Below are 19,250 nucleotides of genomic sequence, written 5' to 3'. Positions count from 1 at the left end.
ACCTCCACGCGCGTTGGGCCTCATGGCGCGGTACTACTTTGCGAAGGTGACTTGGCCTCCCCTGATAACGTCGGTGAGGATCTGGGCGGGATAGAGGCCGCGCCAACAGGCCTTCACTGGCCTTGGAGAAGCGGTAGGCGACTTCACCGCCAAAGGTCTCACTCGTCGGGTAGCGGTCGAGGTCAGGGACGGCAGAGGCTCCCTCCTGACTGTCTCGGCGATCATAGGGTAGCACAGCTAAAGACAAAAGCCTTGCATTTAGGGAATGACTCCGGCCGCTCGGGGACCATCAGGATGAGGCGCGCCGGGGAAGATGTCCTGATCGCTGTTGAACTACGTCGGGCCGACGTTGGCGATGGCGACCAAGCGGGTCGTTCTTCTTGCCCAGCCCCGTCATACCGCCGGCTCAGATCAAAGAAACCGAGCTGTCCCATCGCCCAAGCCCTGCTCGTCACGCCTGCGTATCCTGGATCCGATTTGTGCAGCGCCGGGAAGGGCTATTTTTCGAGGTGCCCTCAGGAAGATCCGTTCGATGTGGTGTTGCGTTCAGCAAGCAGCGCCTACTTTTTGTTGTGAGCCTTTCCGACAACATGGTAAACACGACGCCGTCAGAAGAGCCTCAGCATTTGAAAAGGGAGAGACAGAAATGTCCGCAATGAAAAAACTCGCGGTCCTTTCGGCCGCAGCCGGATTGCTCGCTGCGTCATCGAGCAGTGTTCTCGCACAGAAGAAGTACGACACGGGCGCGACCGACACCGAGATCAAGATCGGCAACATCATCCCCTATAGCGGCCCGGCGTCGGCGTACGGCTTGATCGGCAAGACCGAAGAAGCCTATTTCAAGATGATCAATGACAAGGGTGGCATCAACGGACGAAAAATCAATTTCATCAGCTATGACGACGCCTACAGCCCGCCGAAGGCGGTTGAGCAGGTCCGCAAGCTGGTCGAAAGCGACGAAGTACTGGTTGTGTTCAATCCGCTCGGTACCCCTTCCAACACCGCAATCCAGAAATACCTCAACAGCAAGAAGATACCGCAGATATTCGTCGCGACCGGCGCCACCAAGTGGAACGATCCCAAGGGCTTCCCCTGGACCATCGGCTGGCAGCCAAGCTACCAGAGCGAAGCGCAGATCTATGCGAAGTTCCTGCTGAAGGAAAAGCCGGACGCCAAGATCGCAATCCTCTATCAGAACGACGACTTCGGCAAAGACTACCTCAAGGGTACCAAAGATGGATTGGGCGCCAAGGCCGCGTCGATGATCATCATGGAGGAAAGCTACGAGATCTCGGAGCCGACCGTCGACTCGCACATCGTCAAAATCAAGGCCGCCAAGCCCGACGTGCTGCTGATCTATGCAACGCCAAAGTTCGGCGCGCAGACCATCAAGAAAACCGCCGAGTTGGGCTGGCAGCCGCTGCAGATCATGACCAACGTTTCGGCCTCGGTCGGCGCGGTGATGCAGCCTGCCGGATTCGACAACGCCCAGGGCGTGCTTTCAGCGGCCTACGCCAAGGACGCTGCCGATGCGCAGTGGAAGAGTGATCCCGGCATGACTAAGTGGAGCGAGTTCATCGACAAGTATATGCCGGGCGCCGACCGCACCGACAGCGCGCTGGTCTACGGCTACGGCGCTGCACAAACCTTGGCGAAGGTGCTGGAAATGTGCGGCGATGATCTCTCCCGGGCCAACGTGATGAAGCAGGCGGCCAGCCTAAAGGACTTCACGCCTGACACGCTGCTGCCCGGCATCAAAATCAACACCAGCGCTAGCGACTTCGCTCCGATCAGCCAGTTGCAGATGCAGCGCTTCAAGGGCGAAAAATGGGAGTTGTTCGGCGAGATTATTAGTGGCGACGTCGCCGCTGAGTAAGACTGCTGTCGCCGTGCGCTGTAGGCCGTAACTCGTCGTCCGTGAAGAGCGGCTAAGCGATTGAGCCGGAATCGCATTTTTAGTTTTAGACTGTTTCGCGATTGCAGGGATTTAATGCTTCGGGCATTGAAACCTTGCAATTATTTTCATCATTGATCGGGATAGGGGTAAGCGACGTCCACGTCCCATTCGCAAAGATTTGGAGGGACGGATTGCAACGCGTGGCGCCACGGACTGCAAATCCGTTGATCAACGCGTTGCAAATCGTTGAAGTCGCGACTGCGGCGGCAGCTGCGGAGAATTAGGGGGAGCGGCCGAACGACCAGGGCAAGAGTTCGTCGATCCGCAACTGCGGGTGACCGGTTGCGATCACTTCGAGGGTCGCTTTCATCCAGGCGTAGGGCTCCACGCTGTTAATCTTGCAGGTGGCGATGAGCGAAGCTATGCGGGCCCATGAACGGCCACCTTCGTCGTGACCTGCAAATAGACTATTTTTGCGCGTCAGAGTCAGCGGTCTGATTTGATTTTCGAGGGGGTTAGTGTCCATCTCAACGCGGCCATCGTCGAGAAACAAAGTGAGGCCATCCCAATGGTTCAGCAGATAGGCGATCGCCTTGCCCATCTCGCTGCCCGGCAACAGGCGGGCAGCTTGCTCGCGCAGGAAGCTCTCGAGTTCGGCGACGAGCGGCCGTGATCGCTCGTTGCGCGCCTTTTGTCGGATCGTGGCGTCGGAGCCACGGATCTCCTTCTCGATTACATAGAGCGCGGCGATGCGCGCGAGGACGGCTTCGGCGATGGGTGAGCCGGCCTTCGGAGTCGCGGCAATGATCTCGCGCCTGGAGTGGGACCAGCATGCGGCCAGCCGCAGCGGCGCGCCGCCTTGACGCTCGGGTCGTGCGAGCCTGTGATAGCCCTGGTATCCATCGACCTGAAGGATGCCGTCGAAGCCGTCGAGGATATGCTCGGCATGTTTGCCACTGCGTCCTGGCGCGTAGTGGTAGACCACGATTGGTGGATCAGCGCCGCCGTGGCCGCGATCGTCGCGCAGGACAGCCCACAGATAGCCGGTCTTGGTTCGGCCCCGGCCCGGATCGAGCACGGGCGCCCTGGTCTCGTCCATGAACAAGCGGCCCGATTGCTTCATCACGACGCTCATGCGCTCGATCAGCGGCGCGAGGTGGAAGGCGACCGTTCCCATCCAATCCGCCAGAACGGCGCGATCGATGAGGATGCCATGCCGGGCCAGAACCTGGGACTGACGATAGAGCGTCGGTGAGAGGTCCCCGATGACACCAAATCAAGGGATCGGCCGTATAGCGGATGAGTTGGATCGGTTACGGTGATCTGTCCCGACCGATCATCTGGCTCCCGAATTGGGGCATCAAGCTGTGTGCTCGTACGATCCCCGATCGGTCAATGATCGGATGCTTTTGGGTTTGAAAAGAACATTCAGTGAGCTCGAGCTGTCGATGTTTCGGCAGCGTTCACAGCAGGCGCTGCGTCTGAAAGCAGCGCGCGGCGAGCTGAACACGACGGTGGCAATCGGCTATCGACGCGGTGCTGATGATCGCCTGGAACAGGACCCGGACAAACGGATCCGCGAGGCACTGTCGCTCGTGTTCCGCAAGTTCGCTGAGATTGCCAGCGTGCGCCAGCTTGTCTTGTGGCTGCGGCAGGAACGAATCGATCTGCCAATTGCTGTCCATGGTGCTCAGGGGCGGAGCGTGCAATGGCGCTTGCCGCCCTACAATACTGTGCACCGGCTGCTCACCAATCCGGTCTATGCTGGAGCGTACGTCTACGGTCGCACCTTCACCCGAGTTCGGTTCGAGGGAGGACGCAAGGTCGCCACACACGGTATAGTGCGTCGGCCGGAGGAGTGGGATGTGGTGATCCACAACCACCATGATGGCTACATCACGTGGGAGGAGTATGATCGGAACCAGAAGGTCATCGCAGGGAACGCAAACATGAAAGGGGCGATGGTGCGAGGTTCTGTGCGTAACGGCAGTGGGCTGCTGGTTGGATTGCTGCGATGCGGACACTGCGGACGCAAGCTGAAGGTGCATCACAATGAACGTAAGGGTGCGCGCTATGTTTGCACGACCGACATCGCGAACCTTAGCAACAAGAACTGCATTGCGTTTAGCAATATGCGTATCGACACGGCGGTATCGGCAGAAGTGCTGCGCGCGGTATCACCGCTGGCCTTGGAAGCCGCACTCCAATTGATCGCCGACCATGAGCAGGCTAGAGCGGCTGCGACACTACGAGCTGGCATTGGAACAAGCACGCTACGAAGCGACGCATGCGCGTCGGCAGTACGATGCGGTTGATCCCGACAACCGGCTGGTCGCCGGCGAGCTCGAACGGCGATGGAATGAATGCCTCGCAGCGCAGGCACGACTCGAGGAGCAGATGGAGAACCTGCGCCACGAACAGCCACGGATGCTGAGTGAAGATGATCGCGCGATGCTGCTGGCACTCGTTGATGACCTGCCGCGAGTTTGGAACCATCCCGATGCTTCCATCGAAATCCGCAAGCGGATCTTGCGGGCGGTTCTCACGGAGATCGTTGTCACGATCGAGGGCGATCGACTGTGCCTCGTGGTGCATTGGCAGGGCGGGGATCACACCCGACTTGAAGTGGTGAAGAACCGCATCGGCCAAAATCGCTTCAAGACCGACAAGGAGACCGTGCAGCTCGTCCGCGAACTCGCTCGCGTGTTGCCCGACCATAGCATCGCTCCTGTCCTCAATCGGCTCAGAATACGTTCGGCCAGAGGCAACAGCTGGAACGAGCTGCGCGTCCGCAACTTCCGCGGCACACACCAGATCGCGGCCTATCGCGAAGGCGAACGGGCAGAGCGACGTGAGCTGATACTGCATGAAGCCGCTAGTCGTCTTGGCATCAACAAAATGACGGTTATTCGCCTGATCCGGGACGGGATACACTGCCCGGCAGAGAGATCTGTGCTGGCGCACCCTATGTGATCCGCAAAGAAGATCTCGATCGACCGACGGTGCGTCGTGCAATCCGAAACGGCCGTGCAGTATCACCAGACGCACGGCAGCAAAAACTGCCTTTTCAATAACATTATGAGGTAGTGCATCATGTCACGAGCCTGTTCACGACAATGACCGAGACCGTGCGGGCCTTCTGGAGCAACGGCATTGCGTCTGTAATCGCGCGCCTTGCCTCACGAGTCGCATTCCACGCCACAAGGATATTTTCGGCAATTGTTCCGGCGTTCCAGCGATCCGGCACGATCCGAACGGGAACGCCAGTGGCCAGCAGCATCGACTCGGCCGACTGGTATTCGGGAAGCCCGCCCGGCTTTGGATGCCCGACCGTCACGATATCGGCATGCAGGGAATGAAAGAGCGCATCATCGGCGATATCGCTCGGACGGATCGTCCGAAACTCAAAGCTGATGCCTTCCTGTTCGGCCACACTTTCAAATCGTCCACTGGCGCTCGCCACGGTCCGCGCTTCCTTGGCTCTTTGCTCCTCGATCATCTGTGCGATCGCATCGTGCCCGCGGAGATATGATGCATGCGGCCATTCGGAGGGCGTGACAAAGATGCCGACTAGTACCTCGTCACAGTGATTCTGACCGGTTGATTCCAAGCCAATTGAGGATGGGGAGGTTTTCCGGAGCGACGAGAATTTGGATGCTTCTGGCGATGCCGGGTTGACGGCTGATGAGACCATTTCGTTCGAGCGTCAGGATCATCTGATGGACCGATGGCGGGGTGACCTGAAAGTGGCGCTGGATGTCGGCCTCGGCTGGCGGGTGGCGGAACATGTGCGCATAGGTGTAGATGAAAGCGAGGTACTGGCCTTGCTTTTCGGTGAAGCCTCGAGCCGTGAGGCTTCGCGCGGCGCCTGATTTTTGATTTATTCCTCGATTCGTCCGGTCCTCCAACGAGGAGGTCGGGATGAATGTACGTTATCGGGTTGAACTGAGCCAATCCGAACGCGATGAACTCACCGCGATGTTGAGCAAGGGCAAACGGGCCGCGCGCAAGCTCAAGCGCGCCCAGATATTGCTGGCTGCCGATGCCGGCTGCCGCGATGAAGATATGGCCCACACGGTAGCAGTGAGCGGTTCCACCGTGTACCGGACCAAGCGGCGCTTCGTGGAAGGCAATCTGGAGCGGGCACTGAGCGAGGATCCGCGTCCCGGGGCAGAGCGCAAGCTCACCGGCAAGGAGGAAGCCCTGTTGGTGGCAACCGCCTGCGCCAAGCCTCCCGAGGGTCGCGCCCGCTGGACGCTGGAGCTTTTGGCCGGGGCGATGGTCAAGCTCACCGACCACGACAGCCTGTCGGGCGAGACGGTGCGCCGGCGGCTGGCCGAGAACGGTCTCAAGCCGTGGCGCAAGGACATGTGGTGCATTCCAAAGGTCGACGGCGAATACGTCGCCCGCATGGAAGACGTGCTCGACCTCTATGCCGAGGCGCCCGATCCCGACCGGCCGGTGGTCTGCTTCGACGAAAGCCCGGTCCAGCTCATCGGCGAGGTTCGCCAGCCGATCCCGCCCGAACCCGGCCAGCTCGAACGCTACGATTGCGAGTACAGCCGCAGCGGCACCGTCAATCTCTTCGTCTGCATCGACGTCCACCGCCCCTGGCGCAAGGTCAAGGTCACCGAGCGGCGGGCGGCAGTAGACTACGCCCACTGCATGCGCGAACTCGTCGATGTCCATTATCCCGACGCCAGATGCATCCGGGTGGTGCAGGACAACCTGTCAATCCACTCACCAGGCGCCCTCTATGAGGCATTCACACCCGCCGAAGCCCGGCGGATTCTGCGCCGCCTGGAGTTCCACTACACCCCCAAGCATGCCAGTTGGCTCAACATGGTCGAGATCGAGATCGGCGTGCTGCGCGGCCAGTGTCTCGACCGCAGGATCGACGATCCAGATTGGCTCCGCCGCGAAATCGACGCCTGGGAACGACAACGAAACGCCGCCGGCGCCCGCATCAATTGGATGTTCACAACCGACAAGGCTCGCGACAAAATGGGCCGCGCCTATCCCGTCGCGGCCAAAGAGTCATAATCACTGTGGCGAGGTACTAGATGAGCGCGATAGCGAAGGGCGAGCCTTACGGCGTAGCCGGCGCGAACGGAGCCAACCGGCGGTTCATCGAGGAAGACTGCGATATTCTTAAGCGACACTGAACTTCTGCACTAATCTGATGTTCCGCGGTGAAAGTTCTATTGCATAAGGTGGGTATCGAGGAAGGCGACCACCTGCTCAGTGAATGGGTCATTGACGTCACCAGCTACCATATGCGAGGCGCCGTGCACGTCGACATAGCGGGCGTTTGGTACCTGACCGACGAATTCGCGGGCAATGTCCTCCGACACCAGTTCGCTTGAGCCGCCTCGTACCAGTAGTATAGGGACTTGCAGCCGCCGTGCGGCGGCGGCAAGGCGCGTTTCGCGGTCATGGTCAGCGCGTGCAGACATTCCGTGTATGAAGGCCGGATCGTAGTGCCAGCGATAGCGACCATCCTTTCCACGCCTGAGATTTCTCCGCAAACCATCGAGGCTTTTGGGCCGAGGCCGGTGTGGAAGATAGGCCGCGATGGCATCAGCAGCTTCCTCAAGGGAAGCGAAACCGTCGTTGATGTGCGCGGCCATGAACTTTCGGACGCGCTCGACGCCGGCAGAGTCGATTCTCGGCGTGATGTCGACCAGAACCAAAGCTTCCGCAAGGGAGGTGTCGGCTTCCCCTGCTGCGATCAAGCTCGCCATTCCCCCGAGCGAAGCTCCAATCAATACGGGTCTGCGAGAAAGGCTGGTAGCGAGCTGACGCACATCATTTGCAAAATGGTCGATCTCGTACTTGCCGTCGGATGACCAGCCGCTGTCGCCGTGGCCGCGCTGGTCCACTGCGATGGCGCAATAGCCATGACGAGCAAGGACGGCCGCCGTGCGTTTCCATGCGTGTCGGGTCTGTCCACCGCCGTGCAAAAGCAACGCAGGAGTACGATCCGCAGTGCCCCAGACATCGCCTACGAGCTCGACGCCATCCGCCATACGAAAGCGTTGCCGAATGGGAGCCGATTCGACTGAATCAGAATAACCGTGCATCTCAGATCACGTCCTTTCTTCTTACCACGAACGCAGGCTGATCAAGCGCGTGCTCGATTTCGTCGAACAGACGTGTGCAGGCCTCAAGATCAGCCGCGCGAACACTTCCCAGTACGCGCACTGAATGTTGCTGCTGCTCCGGGCAATTCGCTGCTGGAGCCGGCGGCCGGCCTGCGTCAAGTAAATGCCGCGGACACGTCGGTCGCTTTCCTGTTCGCGGCGCTCGATCATGCCACGGCGCTCCAACGCATCCAGGAGACGTACCAGAGACGGCCCCTGAATCCCGAGCGCTTCAGCGAGCTCCTTTTGCCGCACGCCTTCGCCCAGATGACCGACATAAGCCAATGGCCGCCACGTCGCCTCCGTCAGGCCAAATGCCCAGAGTTCACCGTCCACGGCCTGCCGCAGACGTCTTGCAACGTATGCCAAACGAAAGCCAAAGCTGTGTAGATCGATCGGATCGGTCATCTGCATTAAATAGCAAGCTAGCTATCTAGTTTCAACCGACATCCATACGACCTCACGTGCTCACGAAGCATTTGCAGGGCTCGCCCGGTCGCCCCTCCGACCGCAGCTTCGCCGTGCCGCCGACTTCACCGAACAGCGCGATCCAATGGAAGAACCACCGGCGATTCGAAGGCATTCCGCTCAGCAATTTGCAAGGAAATCGTCGTCCGTGCCGCAAAAAGCAGCCAAATCGCAATACCCGCCTTTGCCGATGTATCCAGCCCTGTCATGGTCTGCACTCTCTTCACGGATAACAATGTAGCAAATCTACGCCGCAATTTTTGCCCTACTCCTCGTACCGGATTGAGAGAGGACTGCTTCTTCGAGCAGGGCATCATCTTGGTTCCATGACCGCACCTCGATGCCGCGTCAGCCGCCTGAACGCAGGGCCGTGTCATCTAAGTCTTCCTTCTCACCGCCGCACAGCGTTATTCTGGTTTTTGGGCTAAGCCTTCCTATGGTCGAGCAGGATCAGCCCGACGAGCACGAATGCTACCGGCCAGATCCACGAGGCAATTTGCCCTAATCGACACCGCCAGCAGTCCCTGCAGGACAACTCCAGATGATGAGCGGCCACGAGAACAATCGTTTCGCTGGTGGTCGGGGCGGGGCGGCGCATCAAGTCCTCCTCCTCGCTTTCCACCTCGAACACCAGCGTGCAGACGGGATCGATCACCATCTCCAGGAAGGCGATGTGGATCGGACTGAAGATGATCAGGAGGCCGAGGATCAGCGCCAGCCCCGCGATGGGCACATGGACGGCGAAGATGAAGCCCATCGCTTGCGCAGGTTGTCGTAGATGCGCCGTCCAAGCCGGACCGCAGTAACGATGGCGCCGAAGTCGTCGATCGAATCCGGACACGGCCTTCCTCATGGCCGGAACAGGCCGTTGCGGTGGCTTGCCCGCTTCACCGGCTGTCTTGATCTTTCGTATTCTCCTTTACGAGCCAATTCTCGAGAACATGGCGCTGGATTTTGCCGCTCGTGGAGCGCGGAAATTCCTCAAACCGGACGATGCGGAACTCGCGGGGAACTTTGTACCCGGCAAGCTCAGCCCGACAAGTCTGCTTCAATTCGTCCTCGACCGGCTCGCTGCCATGGACAGAGACGAAGGCCACGGGGCTTTCGCCCCAACGTGCGTCATGCGCCTTGACAACGGCAGCGTCCGACACCCGCGGATGCCCAAGCAGCACGCGCTCGATCTCGGCAGGATAGACGTTCTCACCACCTGTCTTGATGAGATATTTCGCGCGATCCACGAAATCGACCGTGCCGTCGGGATTGCGGCGGAACAGATCGCCCATATGAAATAGGCCATCACGGAAGTCCTTTCGGTTTGTCTCCTCTGCCTCCCAATAGCCGGAAAACAGCGTCGGTCCGCGCACCGCCACTTCGCCCGGCGTACCTTCTGGCACCTCTCTGCCCTCGGGATCGACCAGGTGCACCTCGCAGAACACGCTCAGCCGCTTGGACAGCCGCTCGGGCACGACCCCCGGTGGAATCAGGGATGCCGTCGCTGGCGGCAGCCCGGTTTCTGTGGCTCCGAAGGAGTTCAGATAGGGCGCATTCAGAAGGCTGGTTAGTTCCGCAATCTGATGCGGCGGGACCAGATCAGCCATGGCCCCGACGACCCGGACGCCCTTGACCGGCAGCGGATTGGCGCGCCGCTCTGCGATGAATACCTCGATGGCGCCGGGCATCATGACCAACCATCCGACCCGGTGGCGTGACAATGCGGCATTGATTTCGCGTGGCTGCAATCCGTCGATCATCACGACGGTGCCACCGTGCAGGAGCGTCGCCAGCGCGTGATCGGTCGAGGCCATGTGAAACATGGGTGCCCAGGCGATGAAGGCGTCCGCCGGATCGAGCGCCAGCTGCGCGGCAAAGACCAAGGCGCGCGCGATATGGGCGCGATGGGAGATCAATGCTCCTTTGGGCAGCCCGGTGGTGCCGGAGGTATAGAGGATTGTAAGACCGGCTTCGGGCTCCTGCACCAATGTGCCGATGCGCCGATCCGGCGCGGCCGCGCCGATCGCCTCTTCCCAATCCGAACCAATCTCTAGAACGAGAAGGTCGGAGACGGCCTCGAATGAGGCGCGAAGGTCTGGTTCGACCACGCCGAGACGTGGCGAAACGAGTTCGACGCAATGCTTCAATTCGGGCGCGGCAAGCCGCCAGTTCAGGCAGGCCACGATGGCGCCGATCCCTGCAGCAGCAAGCTGGAGTTCGATATATTCGGCCCGGTTGTGGGCCAGGATCGCAATGCGATCGCCCGGCTCGACCCCCCGCTGCAAGAGGGCCGCCGCCAGACGATCCACGCGTTGGAGGAGCATGCCGTAGGTCCAGCCGTTGCCCGCCCATTCGATCGCTAGCCTATCGCTCTGCGCCGGGGCACGGCCGCGAAACAGGGCGTACAGGTCAGACCAGCCCGCTCGCGCAACGTCAGGAATCATGGCATTCCTTTCCGATCACAACGACTGCGCAAGCCTGAGACCTTCATCGATCGCTCGCAAGGCATCGAGTTCCACCGCCTCGGCTGCACCGCCGATGATCGAGGTAGGAATACCACGGAGCACAAGCGCCTCATACAGCGCCCGCTCAGGTTCCTGTCCGGTACATAGAACAATCGTGTCCGCGGCGATAACTCTTCTCTTGCCGTTCGAGGTGATGTGGAGCCCCTCGTCGTCGATCCGCTCATAAATCACGCCCGCCATGATCTCCACCCCGTGTTTGCGCAATGCGTTGCGCCGGATCCAGCCAGTCGAAACACCAAGCTCCTGTCCCGGCTTGCTCGTCTTGCGCTGAAGCATCACCACTTTACGTTTTGCGGGCACGTTGGCCAGCGGATCGCCCGCCAGCGCGCCGACGCTCCTGAACTGTCCGTCCACGCCCCATGTTTGGAAAAAAGCCGCGACCTCGTTGGCCTCGACCGCAGGGGTCACGAGAAATTCGGCTACGTCATGGCCAATCCCGCCTGCGCCCATGATCGCCACGGTCTGTCCCGCCTCGCGTGAGCCGGTGAGGATCTCGGCATAGGTTGCGACTTTGGGATGGTCTATGCCCGGCAGGTCGGGGATGCGCGGTGTCACGCCGGTTGCGATTACCACGTGGTCGAACCCGGTCAGATCGTCGAAGGTGGCGGGATGGCCCAACTGCAGGGTGACGCCATGCCTGTCCATCTGACCGCTATAGTAGCGCAGGGTTTCATTGAACTCGCTCTTGCCCGGGGCCGCGCGCGCCAGGTTAAGCTGTCCGCCCAGGCGATCCTCGGCCTCGAAAAGCGTGATCGTGTGGCCCAGCCGCGCGGCCTCGACCGCCGTGGCCATTCCCGCTGCCCCACCCCCGACAACCGCCACCTTCTTCGGAGAATTGCTCGGTGTGTCGCGGAATTCCGTCTCGCGACCGGCGCGCGGATTGACAAGGCAGCTTGCGGGACGATCCGAGAAGATGAAATCCAGGCATGCCTGGTTGCAGGCGATGCAGGTGTTAATTTCATCGGCTCGACCCTCGCGCACTTTGCGCACGAAATGCGGGTCGGCAAGGAACGGCCGCGCCATGGACACCAAGTCCGCTTCGCCGGACGCCAGAATGTCCTCGGCGATTTCCGGGGTGTTGATCCGGTTCGAGGCCACCACTGGGATCGATACCGCCGCCTTCACATTCGCCGCCGCCTTCCGCCAGGCGCCACGCGGTACCGGATAGGCAATCGTCGGCACGCGCGCCTCGTGCCAGCCGATCCCGGTGTTCAGAATGTCGGCGCCGGCGACCTCGATCTTGCGCGCGAGCGCAGCGATCTCCTCGGCGGGCGCGCCCCCCTCGACAAGATCGGCCGCCGAAATGCGATAGATGATCAGGAAATCAGGGCCGCAGCGGTCGCGCACCGCGCGCACGATTTCCGCAGGAAAGCGGTGACGGTTTTCGGCGCTGCCGCCCCAGCCGTCTTCGCGCTTGTTAGTATGGGTGACGGCGAATTCGTTGATCAGATAGCCTTCGGACCCCATTACTTCGATGCCGTCGAAACCGGCGACCTGCGCGTTGACCGCCGCCTGGGCGAAATCGCCGATGGTGCGCCGAATGTCCTCCTCGCTCATCTCGCGCGGGGAAAACCGGTTGATCGGCGCTCGGATCGCCGAGGGAGCCACGCATTCCTCGATCTTTGCATAGCGTCCCGCATGCAGAAGCTGCGCGCAGATCAGGCCGCCTTCGGCATGGACAGCATCGCAGATCGGGCGAAGCTTCAGCGCGTCGACCGCATCGTCGAGCCGCGGCCCTTCGTAATCGAACATCCCCTCCCGATTGGGTGAGAAGCCGCCGGTGACGATCACCGCCGCCTCCCCGCGAGCCCGTTCGGCGTAGAAGGCGGCCTGACGGGCAACGCCATCCGGTTCGGTTTCGAGCCGCGTGTGCATCGACCCCATGATGACGCGGTTACGCAGCCTGTGTCGTCCGGCGGTGATGGAAGACAGCAAATTTGCGTAAGCGGGGCTGCCGGAATTTTTGTCGGACATGGATCCTCCCGTTGTCCCGTTCGGTCTTGCCAGGCATTCTAACATTTGTTAGGTTTTTGAAAAGCAAGATTCATAGATCGGGAGGGTCAGCACGTGCAGTTTCAGCCGACAGAAGACCAGCAGGCATTCCGGGAGACAGCGCAGCGTTTTGCACGCGAGAAACTGGCCGAGAGTTATCAGAAGCGAGCCACCGAACACGTGATGGACCGCGTGCTGATCAAGGAGATGGGAGCGCTTGGGCTGATCGGCTCTGACCTGCCCGAGGAGTTCGGCGGGTTGGGTGAAAGCTCGGTCACGGCGGGATTGATCGTGGAGGAAATCGCGCGCGCCGATTTCAATGTCAGCTATGTCCAGCTTCTCGGCTCGCTAATGGGCGGTATGGTGGCCAAATACGCATCCGAGGGCATTGCCAAGGACTGGGTACCGCGCGTCGTCTCAGGCGATGCGGTGATCGGCCTCGGCCTGACAGAACCTCGAGGCGGCTCGGATGCGGCGAATCTGCAGCTACGGGCGGAAAAATCGGGCAACGGCTGGCGCCTAAACGGCGAAAAAACCTCCATGAGCTTTGCCGCGCAGGCCGACGCGGCAGTCGTTTTCGCCCGTACCGGCGACCCCGGGAGCGGCTCGCGCGGGGTCAGCGCCTTCTTCGTAGATCTCACCGAAAAGGGTATCAAGCGGACCCATTTCGACGACATCGGCACAAAGCCGGTGGGGCGCGGATCGGTTTTCTTCGACGATGTCTATGTCCCAGTCGAATTCATGATGGCCGAGCAGGATCGCGCATTTAGCACGATCATGTCGGGATTTGACTATTCCCGAGCATTGATAGGGCTGCAATGCCTTGGCGCTGCGCAGGCGTCGGTGGCAGAGACCTGGCACTACGTGCAGGAGCGCGAGGCATTCGGGGCGCCTCTGGCGCAATACCAAGGGGTGAGTTTCCCTCTAGCCGAGGCGGAGACGCAGCTGACTATGATGCGCCAGCTTTGCTACTACACGCTCGATCTGCGGGATCGAGGGCTTCCCCACACAGCAGAGGCGGCGATGTGCAAGTGGTACTTGCCCAAAACCGCCTGCGAGATCATCCAGCAATGCCTAATCCTGCACGGCCATTACGGCTACACCACTGACCTGCCCCATCATCAGCGCTACAACGACGTACTCGGTTTGCAGATCGGCGATGGCACCGCGCAGATCCAGAAGCTCGTCATCGCGCGTGAAAAGATCGGCCGCGTAGCGCTTCAATACGACAACAAGGTGAAGGGACGCGCGAAATGAGCGCTCCCGTCAACGTGTGTGTTGAGGGCGGTGTTGGCATCATCGAGCTGGCGCGACCCGAAAAGTTCAACTGTCTGTCGCTGGAGGTGCATCAATGCATCGCCCGTGCCCGTGCCGATTTCGAGGCAAACCGGGAGATTCGGTCGATTCTGATCCGAGCGCAGGGCAAGCATTTTTGCACCGGCGCCGACCTTACAGAAGTGAAAGGCATCATGAGGGACCAAGAGGCGCTGGATCACTTCATCGCTTTTGGCATGGACAGCCTTCGCGCGCTCGAGAAAAGCCCCCTGCCGGTAATCGTAGCCGTCCATGGGCTCTGTCTGGCGGGCGGTATCGAGCTGATGCTGTCCTGCGACGTGTGCTTTGCCGCTGAGAACGCGCAGTTCGGCGACCAGCACGCCCAGTTCGGGCTGATCCCCGGCTGGGGCGGCTCGCAGAGGCTGAGACGGCTGCTGGGACTGCGCCGGGCGCTCGATCTCATGTTCTCGGCCCGCTGGCTCAAGGCAGAAGAGGCGAGAGAGGCCGGGCTCGTCAACTACATTGTTCCCGATACCGAGCTGCATCGTGTGGCGCAGGAGTACTGCCAAAAGATCGCTACCCGGTCACGCGCCGGCATTGCCGAGATGAAGCGTCTGGCGCGCGAAGGCGCCGACTTGAGTATCGACCAGCAGATGCGTCTCGAGCGCGACGCCGCAGTGCGCACTTTGCCAAGCGAGGATGTGGCCGAAGGCCTCGATGCGTTCGAGAACCGCCGACAGCCGGCCTTCAAGGTTTGAGGTAGAAGACATGGATTTTACACTGAGCGAGGAGCAGCGCCAGATCTACGAGTACGGGAGCCAGCTCGCGCAAAAATTTGACAATGCCTACTGGCTCGACCACGCCCGCCGCCATTGTTTTCCGAGGGAGATGTTTCAGCAGATCGCCCATGACGGTTTCCTGGGCATCATGGTGCCCGAAGAATACGGCGGCGCGGGTCTCGGCATGACGGAAATGGCGCTCTTCATGGAGGGCACCGCGAACCACGGTATTCCACTTCTGATGATGGTGGTCGGACCGACTATGTCGCTCGCCCATATCGCAAGCCACGGCACCGAGTTCCACAAGAAGGAGCTGTTGCCCAGGGCCTGCCGGGGCGAGATTCAATTCTGTTTCGCTATCACCGAGCCCGGGGCCGGGTCGAACACGATGAAGGCTACGACGCTTGCCAAGCGCAAGGGCAACCGGTTCAGCCTTTCGGGCGAGAAGACCTTCATCACCGGCGCGGACGTATCTGATTACTGTCTGGTGGTGGCTCGAACCAGACCGCACACGGAAGTGTCGCGCAAGACCGACGGATTTACGCTCTTCGCCGTGGACTTGAAGAAGAAGGGCGTGAACATGCAGCGGGTAAAGGTCTCGATTCCCCTGCCGGAGGAACAGTGGACGCTCTTCTTTGATGATGTCGAACTCGGCCCCGAGGATGTGGTGGGCGAGGTGGACGAGGGGTTCTCGATCCTATTCGATAGCCTCAACCCCGAACGCATCATCTTGGCGGCGCTCTGCTGCGGCATCGGCCGCTTCGCGCTGAACAAAGGCGTGGCCTATGCCTCGGAGCGATCGGTATTCGGCCAGCCTATCGGCGCGCATCAGGGCGTGCAACATCCGATGGCCAAGGCCTACACTGCCGTGGAAATGGCCAGCCTGATGACCCGCCGTGCGGCCTGGGAATTCGACAACAAGCTGCCCGCTGGAGCCTCCTCAAACATGGCGAAATATGCCGCCGCAGAGGCCGGAATCGAAGCTGTCGATGCCGCCCTTCAGGCACATGGCGGCTCAGGCTTTACGGAAGATACTGGGCTCTACGAGCTTTATCCACTGGTCCGCCTGCTGCGCACCGCCCCGGTAAATCGTGAACTGTGCCTCAGCTTCATCGGCGAGAAGGTCATGGGTCTGCCGCGGTCCTACTGAGCGTGCGACCACAGAGGGAGGACGTCATGGAGTTTGGAATGCGGTTCCGGCGGACCGATGCTAGAATGAAAGCAAATGCGCGTTTCTGGCATGAGGTCGAGGGAGTTCCGCTCGACGAAGTGCGCAAGATCCAAGAACGGAAGCTCGTGGAGCAAATGGCCTATTTGAAGGCCAACTCGCCTTTCTACCGGGACAAATTCGCCGCAGCCGGCGTCGATCTCGATGAGATTTGCACCATCGACGATCTGCAAAGGCTTCCTTTCACCTATAAGACCGAGATTCGAGAAAGCCTGTCGGCCGAGCCGCCGTTCGGGCGCCATCGCGCGGCGCCCATGGCCGACATCGTGCAGATGCAAGCCTCGTCAGGGACGACCGGCAGCCCGTCTTACGTCGCGCTGACCGAGTCCGATGCCGAGATGTGGCACGAGATGAGCGCCCGATGTTTCTTCGCTAACGGCGTACGGCCCGGTGACATGGTGCTTCACGCGTTCTCGCTCGCCAAGGGGTTCGTAGGCGGCATCCCGTTGATGCAGGGACTGCAATATATGAGTGCCATTGACGTGCCCATCGGCGCCGATGGCGGGGTCGACCGGCTCTTGCGCGCCTGTGCCGACATGCGCCCGCGCTGCGTTGTTGCAGCACCGAATTTCGTGATCCATCTGGCCGAAAAGGCCAACGAGATCCTGGGCTTTCCAGCGAGTGAACTGGGTGTGGAGCGCGTCGTCGTCGGCGGCGAGCCGGGCGGCGGCATTCCGGCAATCCGCGCCAAAATCGAAAAACTGTGGGGTGCGAAATGCACCGAATTGCTCGGTGGCACTGACCTGGGCGTGACCTACTGGGCCGAATGCGACGAGCAGTCGGGCATGCACATGGTCAACATGGACTATATCATCACCGAACTGCTTGATCCCGATACTGGCAGGATCATTCCTTGGAAAGATGGCGTTAAAGGCGAGCTAGTCTATACCGCCCTCGGTCGTCGTGCGAGCCCGCTGGTGCGGTTTCGATCAGGCGATTTCATCGAAGTGCTAGGCACCTCCTGCGCCTGCGGTCGCACCGGCCCAAAGATTCGCTGCACCGGGCGCACCGACGACATGTTGATCGTGCGCGGGGCCAATGTGTTTCCTTCGGCGATCAACAGCATCATCAACGAGATGGTTCCCGAGACCAACGGGGTGATGCGGATCGTGGCCGACTTCGAGGGGCATACCACGCAAGGTGCCCTGAAGACGATCGTTGAGCGCGGCCCCGGGCGTCGGCGCGAAGACGATCCGGCGCTGAAGAAGAAGATCGAGCAGCGCCTCCGCGACGCGCTGGTGTTCAAGGCCGATGTGCGGATCATCGATCCGGATACCTTCGAGAAACCGAGCGTGTCCAAGGTGGCTTTCGTGCTGAGAAAGTACCCAGACCTGCCATGACAAGGATGAAATCCCTGCTCGACACCGGGTCGGAAGATTTCCGGGCCAATGACGCGAATTACCGCGGGAAGTTGCAGGAGCTGCACAAGCTGCGCAGGGTGCAGCGCGTCGGCGGGCCGGAAAGTGCGCGAGCTCGCCATATGGAGAAGGGCAAGATCCTGCCGCGTGAGCGCATCGAGCGGCTCATCGACCCGGGTTCGCCGTTCCTCGAGCTCGGCGAACTCGCCGGGCTCGACAAGTACGACGGCGTGCCGCCCGGTGCGGGGATCATCACCGGCATCGGAGTGATCGAGGGCCGCCATTGCATGATCATTGCCAACGACGCAACCGTGAAGGGAGGGACGTACTTCGGGATGACCTGCAAGAAGCATGTCCGGGCCCAGCGGATCGCCTGGAACAATCGGTTGCCGGTGATCACGCTCGTGGATTCCGGCGGCGCCTTCCTGCCCGAGCAGGAAAACATCTTCCCCGACGAGGGGCAGTTCGGCTCGATCTTCCACCAGCAGGTCGGCATGTCGGGCGACGGGGTGCCGCAGATCGCGGTAGTAATGGGCCCCTGCACCGCTGGCGGAGCCTATATCCCGGCGCTCTGCGACGAGGTCGTGATCGTACGTGGTCAGGGCTTCATGTATCTCGGCGGGCCGGAACTGACCTTCGCAGCCACTGGCGAAAAGGTGGACAATGAAACGCTGGGCGGCGGCAAGATGCACTGCTCGGTCTCAGGCGTAACCGACCATCTGGCCGAGGACGACGCACACGCGCTGGCCATCACGCGCGAGATTGTCAAGCATTTGGGCGAAAGGCCGACGCCGCGAAAGGCACCGGCGCCACCGCGCCCTCCTGCCTATCCGGTGGAAGAGATCTACGGTATCGTCAGCCGCGATGCCAAGGTACCGACCGACAACCGCGAGATCGTAGCGCGGCTGGTGGACGGCAGCGAGTTTCACGAATTCAAGCCGCTATACGGCGACACGCTGATGACCGGCTGGGGATGCATCCATGGCCACGAGGTGGGCATTCTCGCCAATACCGGCGTGCTCTTCGTCGAGTCGGCGCTAAAGGCCACGCATTTCATCAACCTCTGCGTCCAGCGCGATACCCCGCTGCTGTTCCTCGCCGACGTCAACGGCTTCATGGTTGGCCGGGAGGTGGAGCAGATGGGCATCGCCAAGGCGGGCGCGAAGATGATCACCGCCATGTCCTCGGCTCGGGTACCGAAGTTCACAATCATCACCGGCGGCTCCTACGGGGCGGGCTATCTCGCCATGCTGGGCCGGCCTTTCCAGCCAGACGCTATGTTCGCCTGGCCCACGGGCCGCGCGGCCATCATGGGGCCGGAACAGGCGGCGAGCGTGTTGGCGCAGGTACGCGCCCAGATCAACGAGCGCGAAGGCAAGAGCTGGACTAAGAAGGAGGAAGAGGCCTTCAAGGCGCCCATCCGTAAGGAATACGAGGATTTCCAGGGTGCCTACAACTTCGCCTCGAACCTGTGGATCGACAGCGTCATCGAGCCTTGTGAGACCCGTGATGTCATGGCGCTGATGCTCGACATTACCTCGCGGCGGCCCAAAATCGAAACTCGTTTCGGCGTGTTCAGGATGTGAGGCGGCGG

Annotated in this window: 16 protein-coding genes and 2 pseudogenes; 9 read left to right on the top strand and 9 right to left on the bottom strand. The window is 60.9% G+C overall.

Going from position 1 to position 19,250, the window contains the following annotated elements; all coding sequences use genetic code 11:
• Positions 1–655 precede the first annotated feature (655 nt).
• Positions 656–1,876 (top strand): ABC transporter substrate-binding protein, encoded by a 1,221-nt coding sequence (locus AC1RQP_RS33075; protein ID WP_492941487.1) that lies wholly within the window; start codon positions 656–658, stop codon positions 1,874–1,876.
• A 301-nt stretch (positions 1,877–2,177) separates the two neighbouring features.
• Here the strand turns inward: AC1RQP_RS33075 and tnpC are convergent.
• A pseudogene (gene tnpC, locus AC1RQP_RS33070) lies at positions 2,178–3,143 on the bottom strand (IS66 family transposase); the annotation flags it as partial.
• A gap of 169 nt (positions 3,144–3,312) precedes the next feature.
• On the opposite strand from tnpC, the gene AC1RQP_RS33065 reads away from it, so the two are divergent.
• Both AC1RQP_RS33065 and AC1RQP_RS33060 read left to right on the top strand, forming a co-directional pair.
• The gene (locus AC1RQP_RS33065) at positions 3,313–4,212 is read left to right on the top strand and encodes a recombinase family protein (RefSeq protein ID WP_492941221.1); all 900 of its coding nucleotides are present in this window, start codon (positions 3,313–3,315) and stop codon (positions 4,210–4,212) included.
• Positions 4,157–4,870 (top strand): hypothetical protein, encoded by a 714-nt coding sequence (locus tag AC1RQP_RS33060; protein WP_492941219.1) that lies wholly within the window; start codon positions 4,157–4,159, stop codon positions 4,868–4,870. The genes AC1RQP_RS33065 and AC1RQP_RS33060 overlap by 56 nt, the downstream gene beginning before the upstream one ends.
• A 118-nt stretch (positions 4,871–4,988) precedes the next feature.
• Here the strand turns inward: AC1RQP_RS33060 and AC1RQP_RS33055 are convergent, their stop codons facing one another.
• Entirely contained in the window at positions 4,989–5,396 is a 408-nt protein-coding gene (locus AC1RQP_RS33055; RefSeq protein ID WP_492941217.1) for a hypothetical protein, read from the bottom strand.
• A gap of 82 nt (positions 5,397–5,478) precedes the next feature.
• Positions 5,479–5,685 carry a hypothetical protein gene (locus tag AC1RQP_RS33050; protein ID WP_492941485.1) on the bottom strand — a complete coding sequence of 69 codons (207 nt, stop codon included), beginning with the start codon at positions 5,683–5,685 and terminating at the stop codon, positions 5,479–5,481.
• 133 nt (positions 5,686–5,818) lie between these two features.
• On the opposite strand from AC1RQP_RS33050, the gene AC1RQP_RS33045 reads away from it, so the two are divergent.
• Positions 5,819–6,940 (top strand): IS630 family transposase, encoded by a 1,122-nt coding sequence (locus tag AC1RQP_RS33045; protein WP_492941215.1) that lies wholly within the window; start codon positions 5,819–5,821, stop codon positions 6,938–6,940.
• 158 nt (positions 6,941–7,098) lie between these two features.
• Here AC1RQP_RS33045 and AC1RQP_RS33040 read toward each other — a convergent pair whose 3' ends face one another.
• From AC1RQP_RS33040 to AC1RQP_RS33015, 6 genes and pseudogenes are all read right to left on the bottom strand, one after another.
• Positions 7,099–7,980 carry an alpha/beta fold hydrolase gene (locus AC1RQP_RS33040; protein WP_492941213.1) on the bottom strand — a complete coding sequence of 294 codons (882 nt, stop codon included), beginning with the start codon at positions 7,978–7,980 and terminating at the stop codon, positions 7,099–7,101.
• A gap of 21 nt (positions 7,981–8,001) precedes the next feature.
• Entirely contained in the window at positions 8,002–8,454 is a 453-nt protein-coding gene (locus AC1RQP_RS33035) for a MarR family winged helix-turn-helix transcriptional regulator (RefSeq protein ID WP_492941211.1), read from the bottom strand.
• Between the two features lie 119 nt (positions 8,455–8,573).
• The gene (locus tag AC1RQP_RS33030; protein WP_492941209.1) at positions 8,574–8,717 is read right to left on the bottom strand and encodes a hypothetical protein; all 144 of its coding nucleotides are present in this window, start codon (positions 8,715–8,717) and stop codon (positions 8,574–8,576) included.
• Between the two features lie 276 nt (positions 8,718–8,993).
• Positions 8,994–9,333 (bottom strand): annotated as a pseudogene (locus tag AC1RQP_RS33025) (cation transporting ATPase C-terminal domain-containing protein); the annotation flags it as partial.
• Positions 9,334–9,395: 62 nt separating this feature from the next.
• Positions 9,396–10,943, bottom strand: a complete 1,548-nt coding sequence (locus AC1RQP_RS33020) for a class I adenylate-forming enzyme family protein (protein WP_492941207.1) — start codon at positions 10,941–10,943, stop codon at positions 9,396–9,398.
• Between the two features lie 15 nt (positions 10,944–10,958).
• Positions 10,959–12,998 carry an FAD-dependent oxidoreductase gene (locus tag AC1RQP_RS33015; protein WP_492941205.1) on the bottom strand — a complete coding sequence of 680 codons (2,040 nt, stop codon included), beginning with the start codon at positions 12,996–12,998 and terminating at the stop codon, positions 10,959–10,961.
• 93 nt (positions 12,999–13,091) lie between these two features.
• Between AC1RQP_RS33015 and AC1RQP_RS33010 the strand changes: the two genes are divergently transcribed.
• From AC1RQP_RS33010 to AC1RQP_RS32990, 5 genes are all read left to right on the top strand, one after another.
• A complete protein-coding gene (locus tag AC1RQP_RS33010) occupies positions 13,092–14,273 on the top strand; it encodes an acyl-CoA dehydrogenase family protein (protein ID WP_492941203.1) in 1,182 nt (393 codons plus the stop codon).
• Positions 14,270–15,049, top strand: a complete 780-nt coding sequence (locus tag AC1RQP_RS33005) for an enoyl-CoA hydratase/isomerase family protein (protein WP_492941201.1) — start codon at positions 14,270–14,272, stop codon at positions 15,047–15,049. The genes AC1RQP_RS33010 and AC1RQP_RS33005 overlap by 4 nt, the downstream gene beginning before the upstream one ends.
• A 10-nt stretch (positions 15,050–15,059) precedes the next feature.
• Positions 15,060–16,220 carry an acyl-CoA dehydrogenase family protein gene (locus AC1RQP_RS33000; RefSeq protein WP_492941199.1) on the top strand — a complete coding sequence of 387 codons (1,161 nt, stop codon included), beginning with the start codon at positions 15,060–15,062 and terminating at the stop codon, positions 16,218–16,220.
• Between the two features lie 65 nt (positions 16,221–16,285).
• Positions 16,286–17,638, top strand: coding sequence for a phenylacetate--CoA ligase family protein (locus AC1RQP_RS32995; RefSeq protein WP_492941197.1), 1,353 nt, complete (start codon positions 16,286–16,288; stop codon positions 17,636–17,638).
• Positions 17,635–19,242 (top strand): acyl-CoA carboxylase subunit beta, encoded by a 1,608-nt coding sequence (locus AC1RQP_RS32990; RefSeq protein WP_492941195.1) that lies wholly within the window; start codon positions 17,635–17,637, stop codon positions 19,240–19,242. The genes AC1RQP_RS32995 and AC1RQP_RS32990 overlap by 4 nt, the downstream gene beginning before the upstream one ends.
• Positions 19,243–19,250: the final 8 nt, after the last annotated feature.

It is taken from the genome of Bradyrhizobium sp. GW821-FHT13H06, from assembly GCF_058803975.1.
Note: the sequence above shows the minus strand (reverse complement) of the source record. Positions and strands in the feature narration are given on the sequence as shown.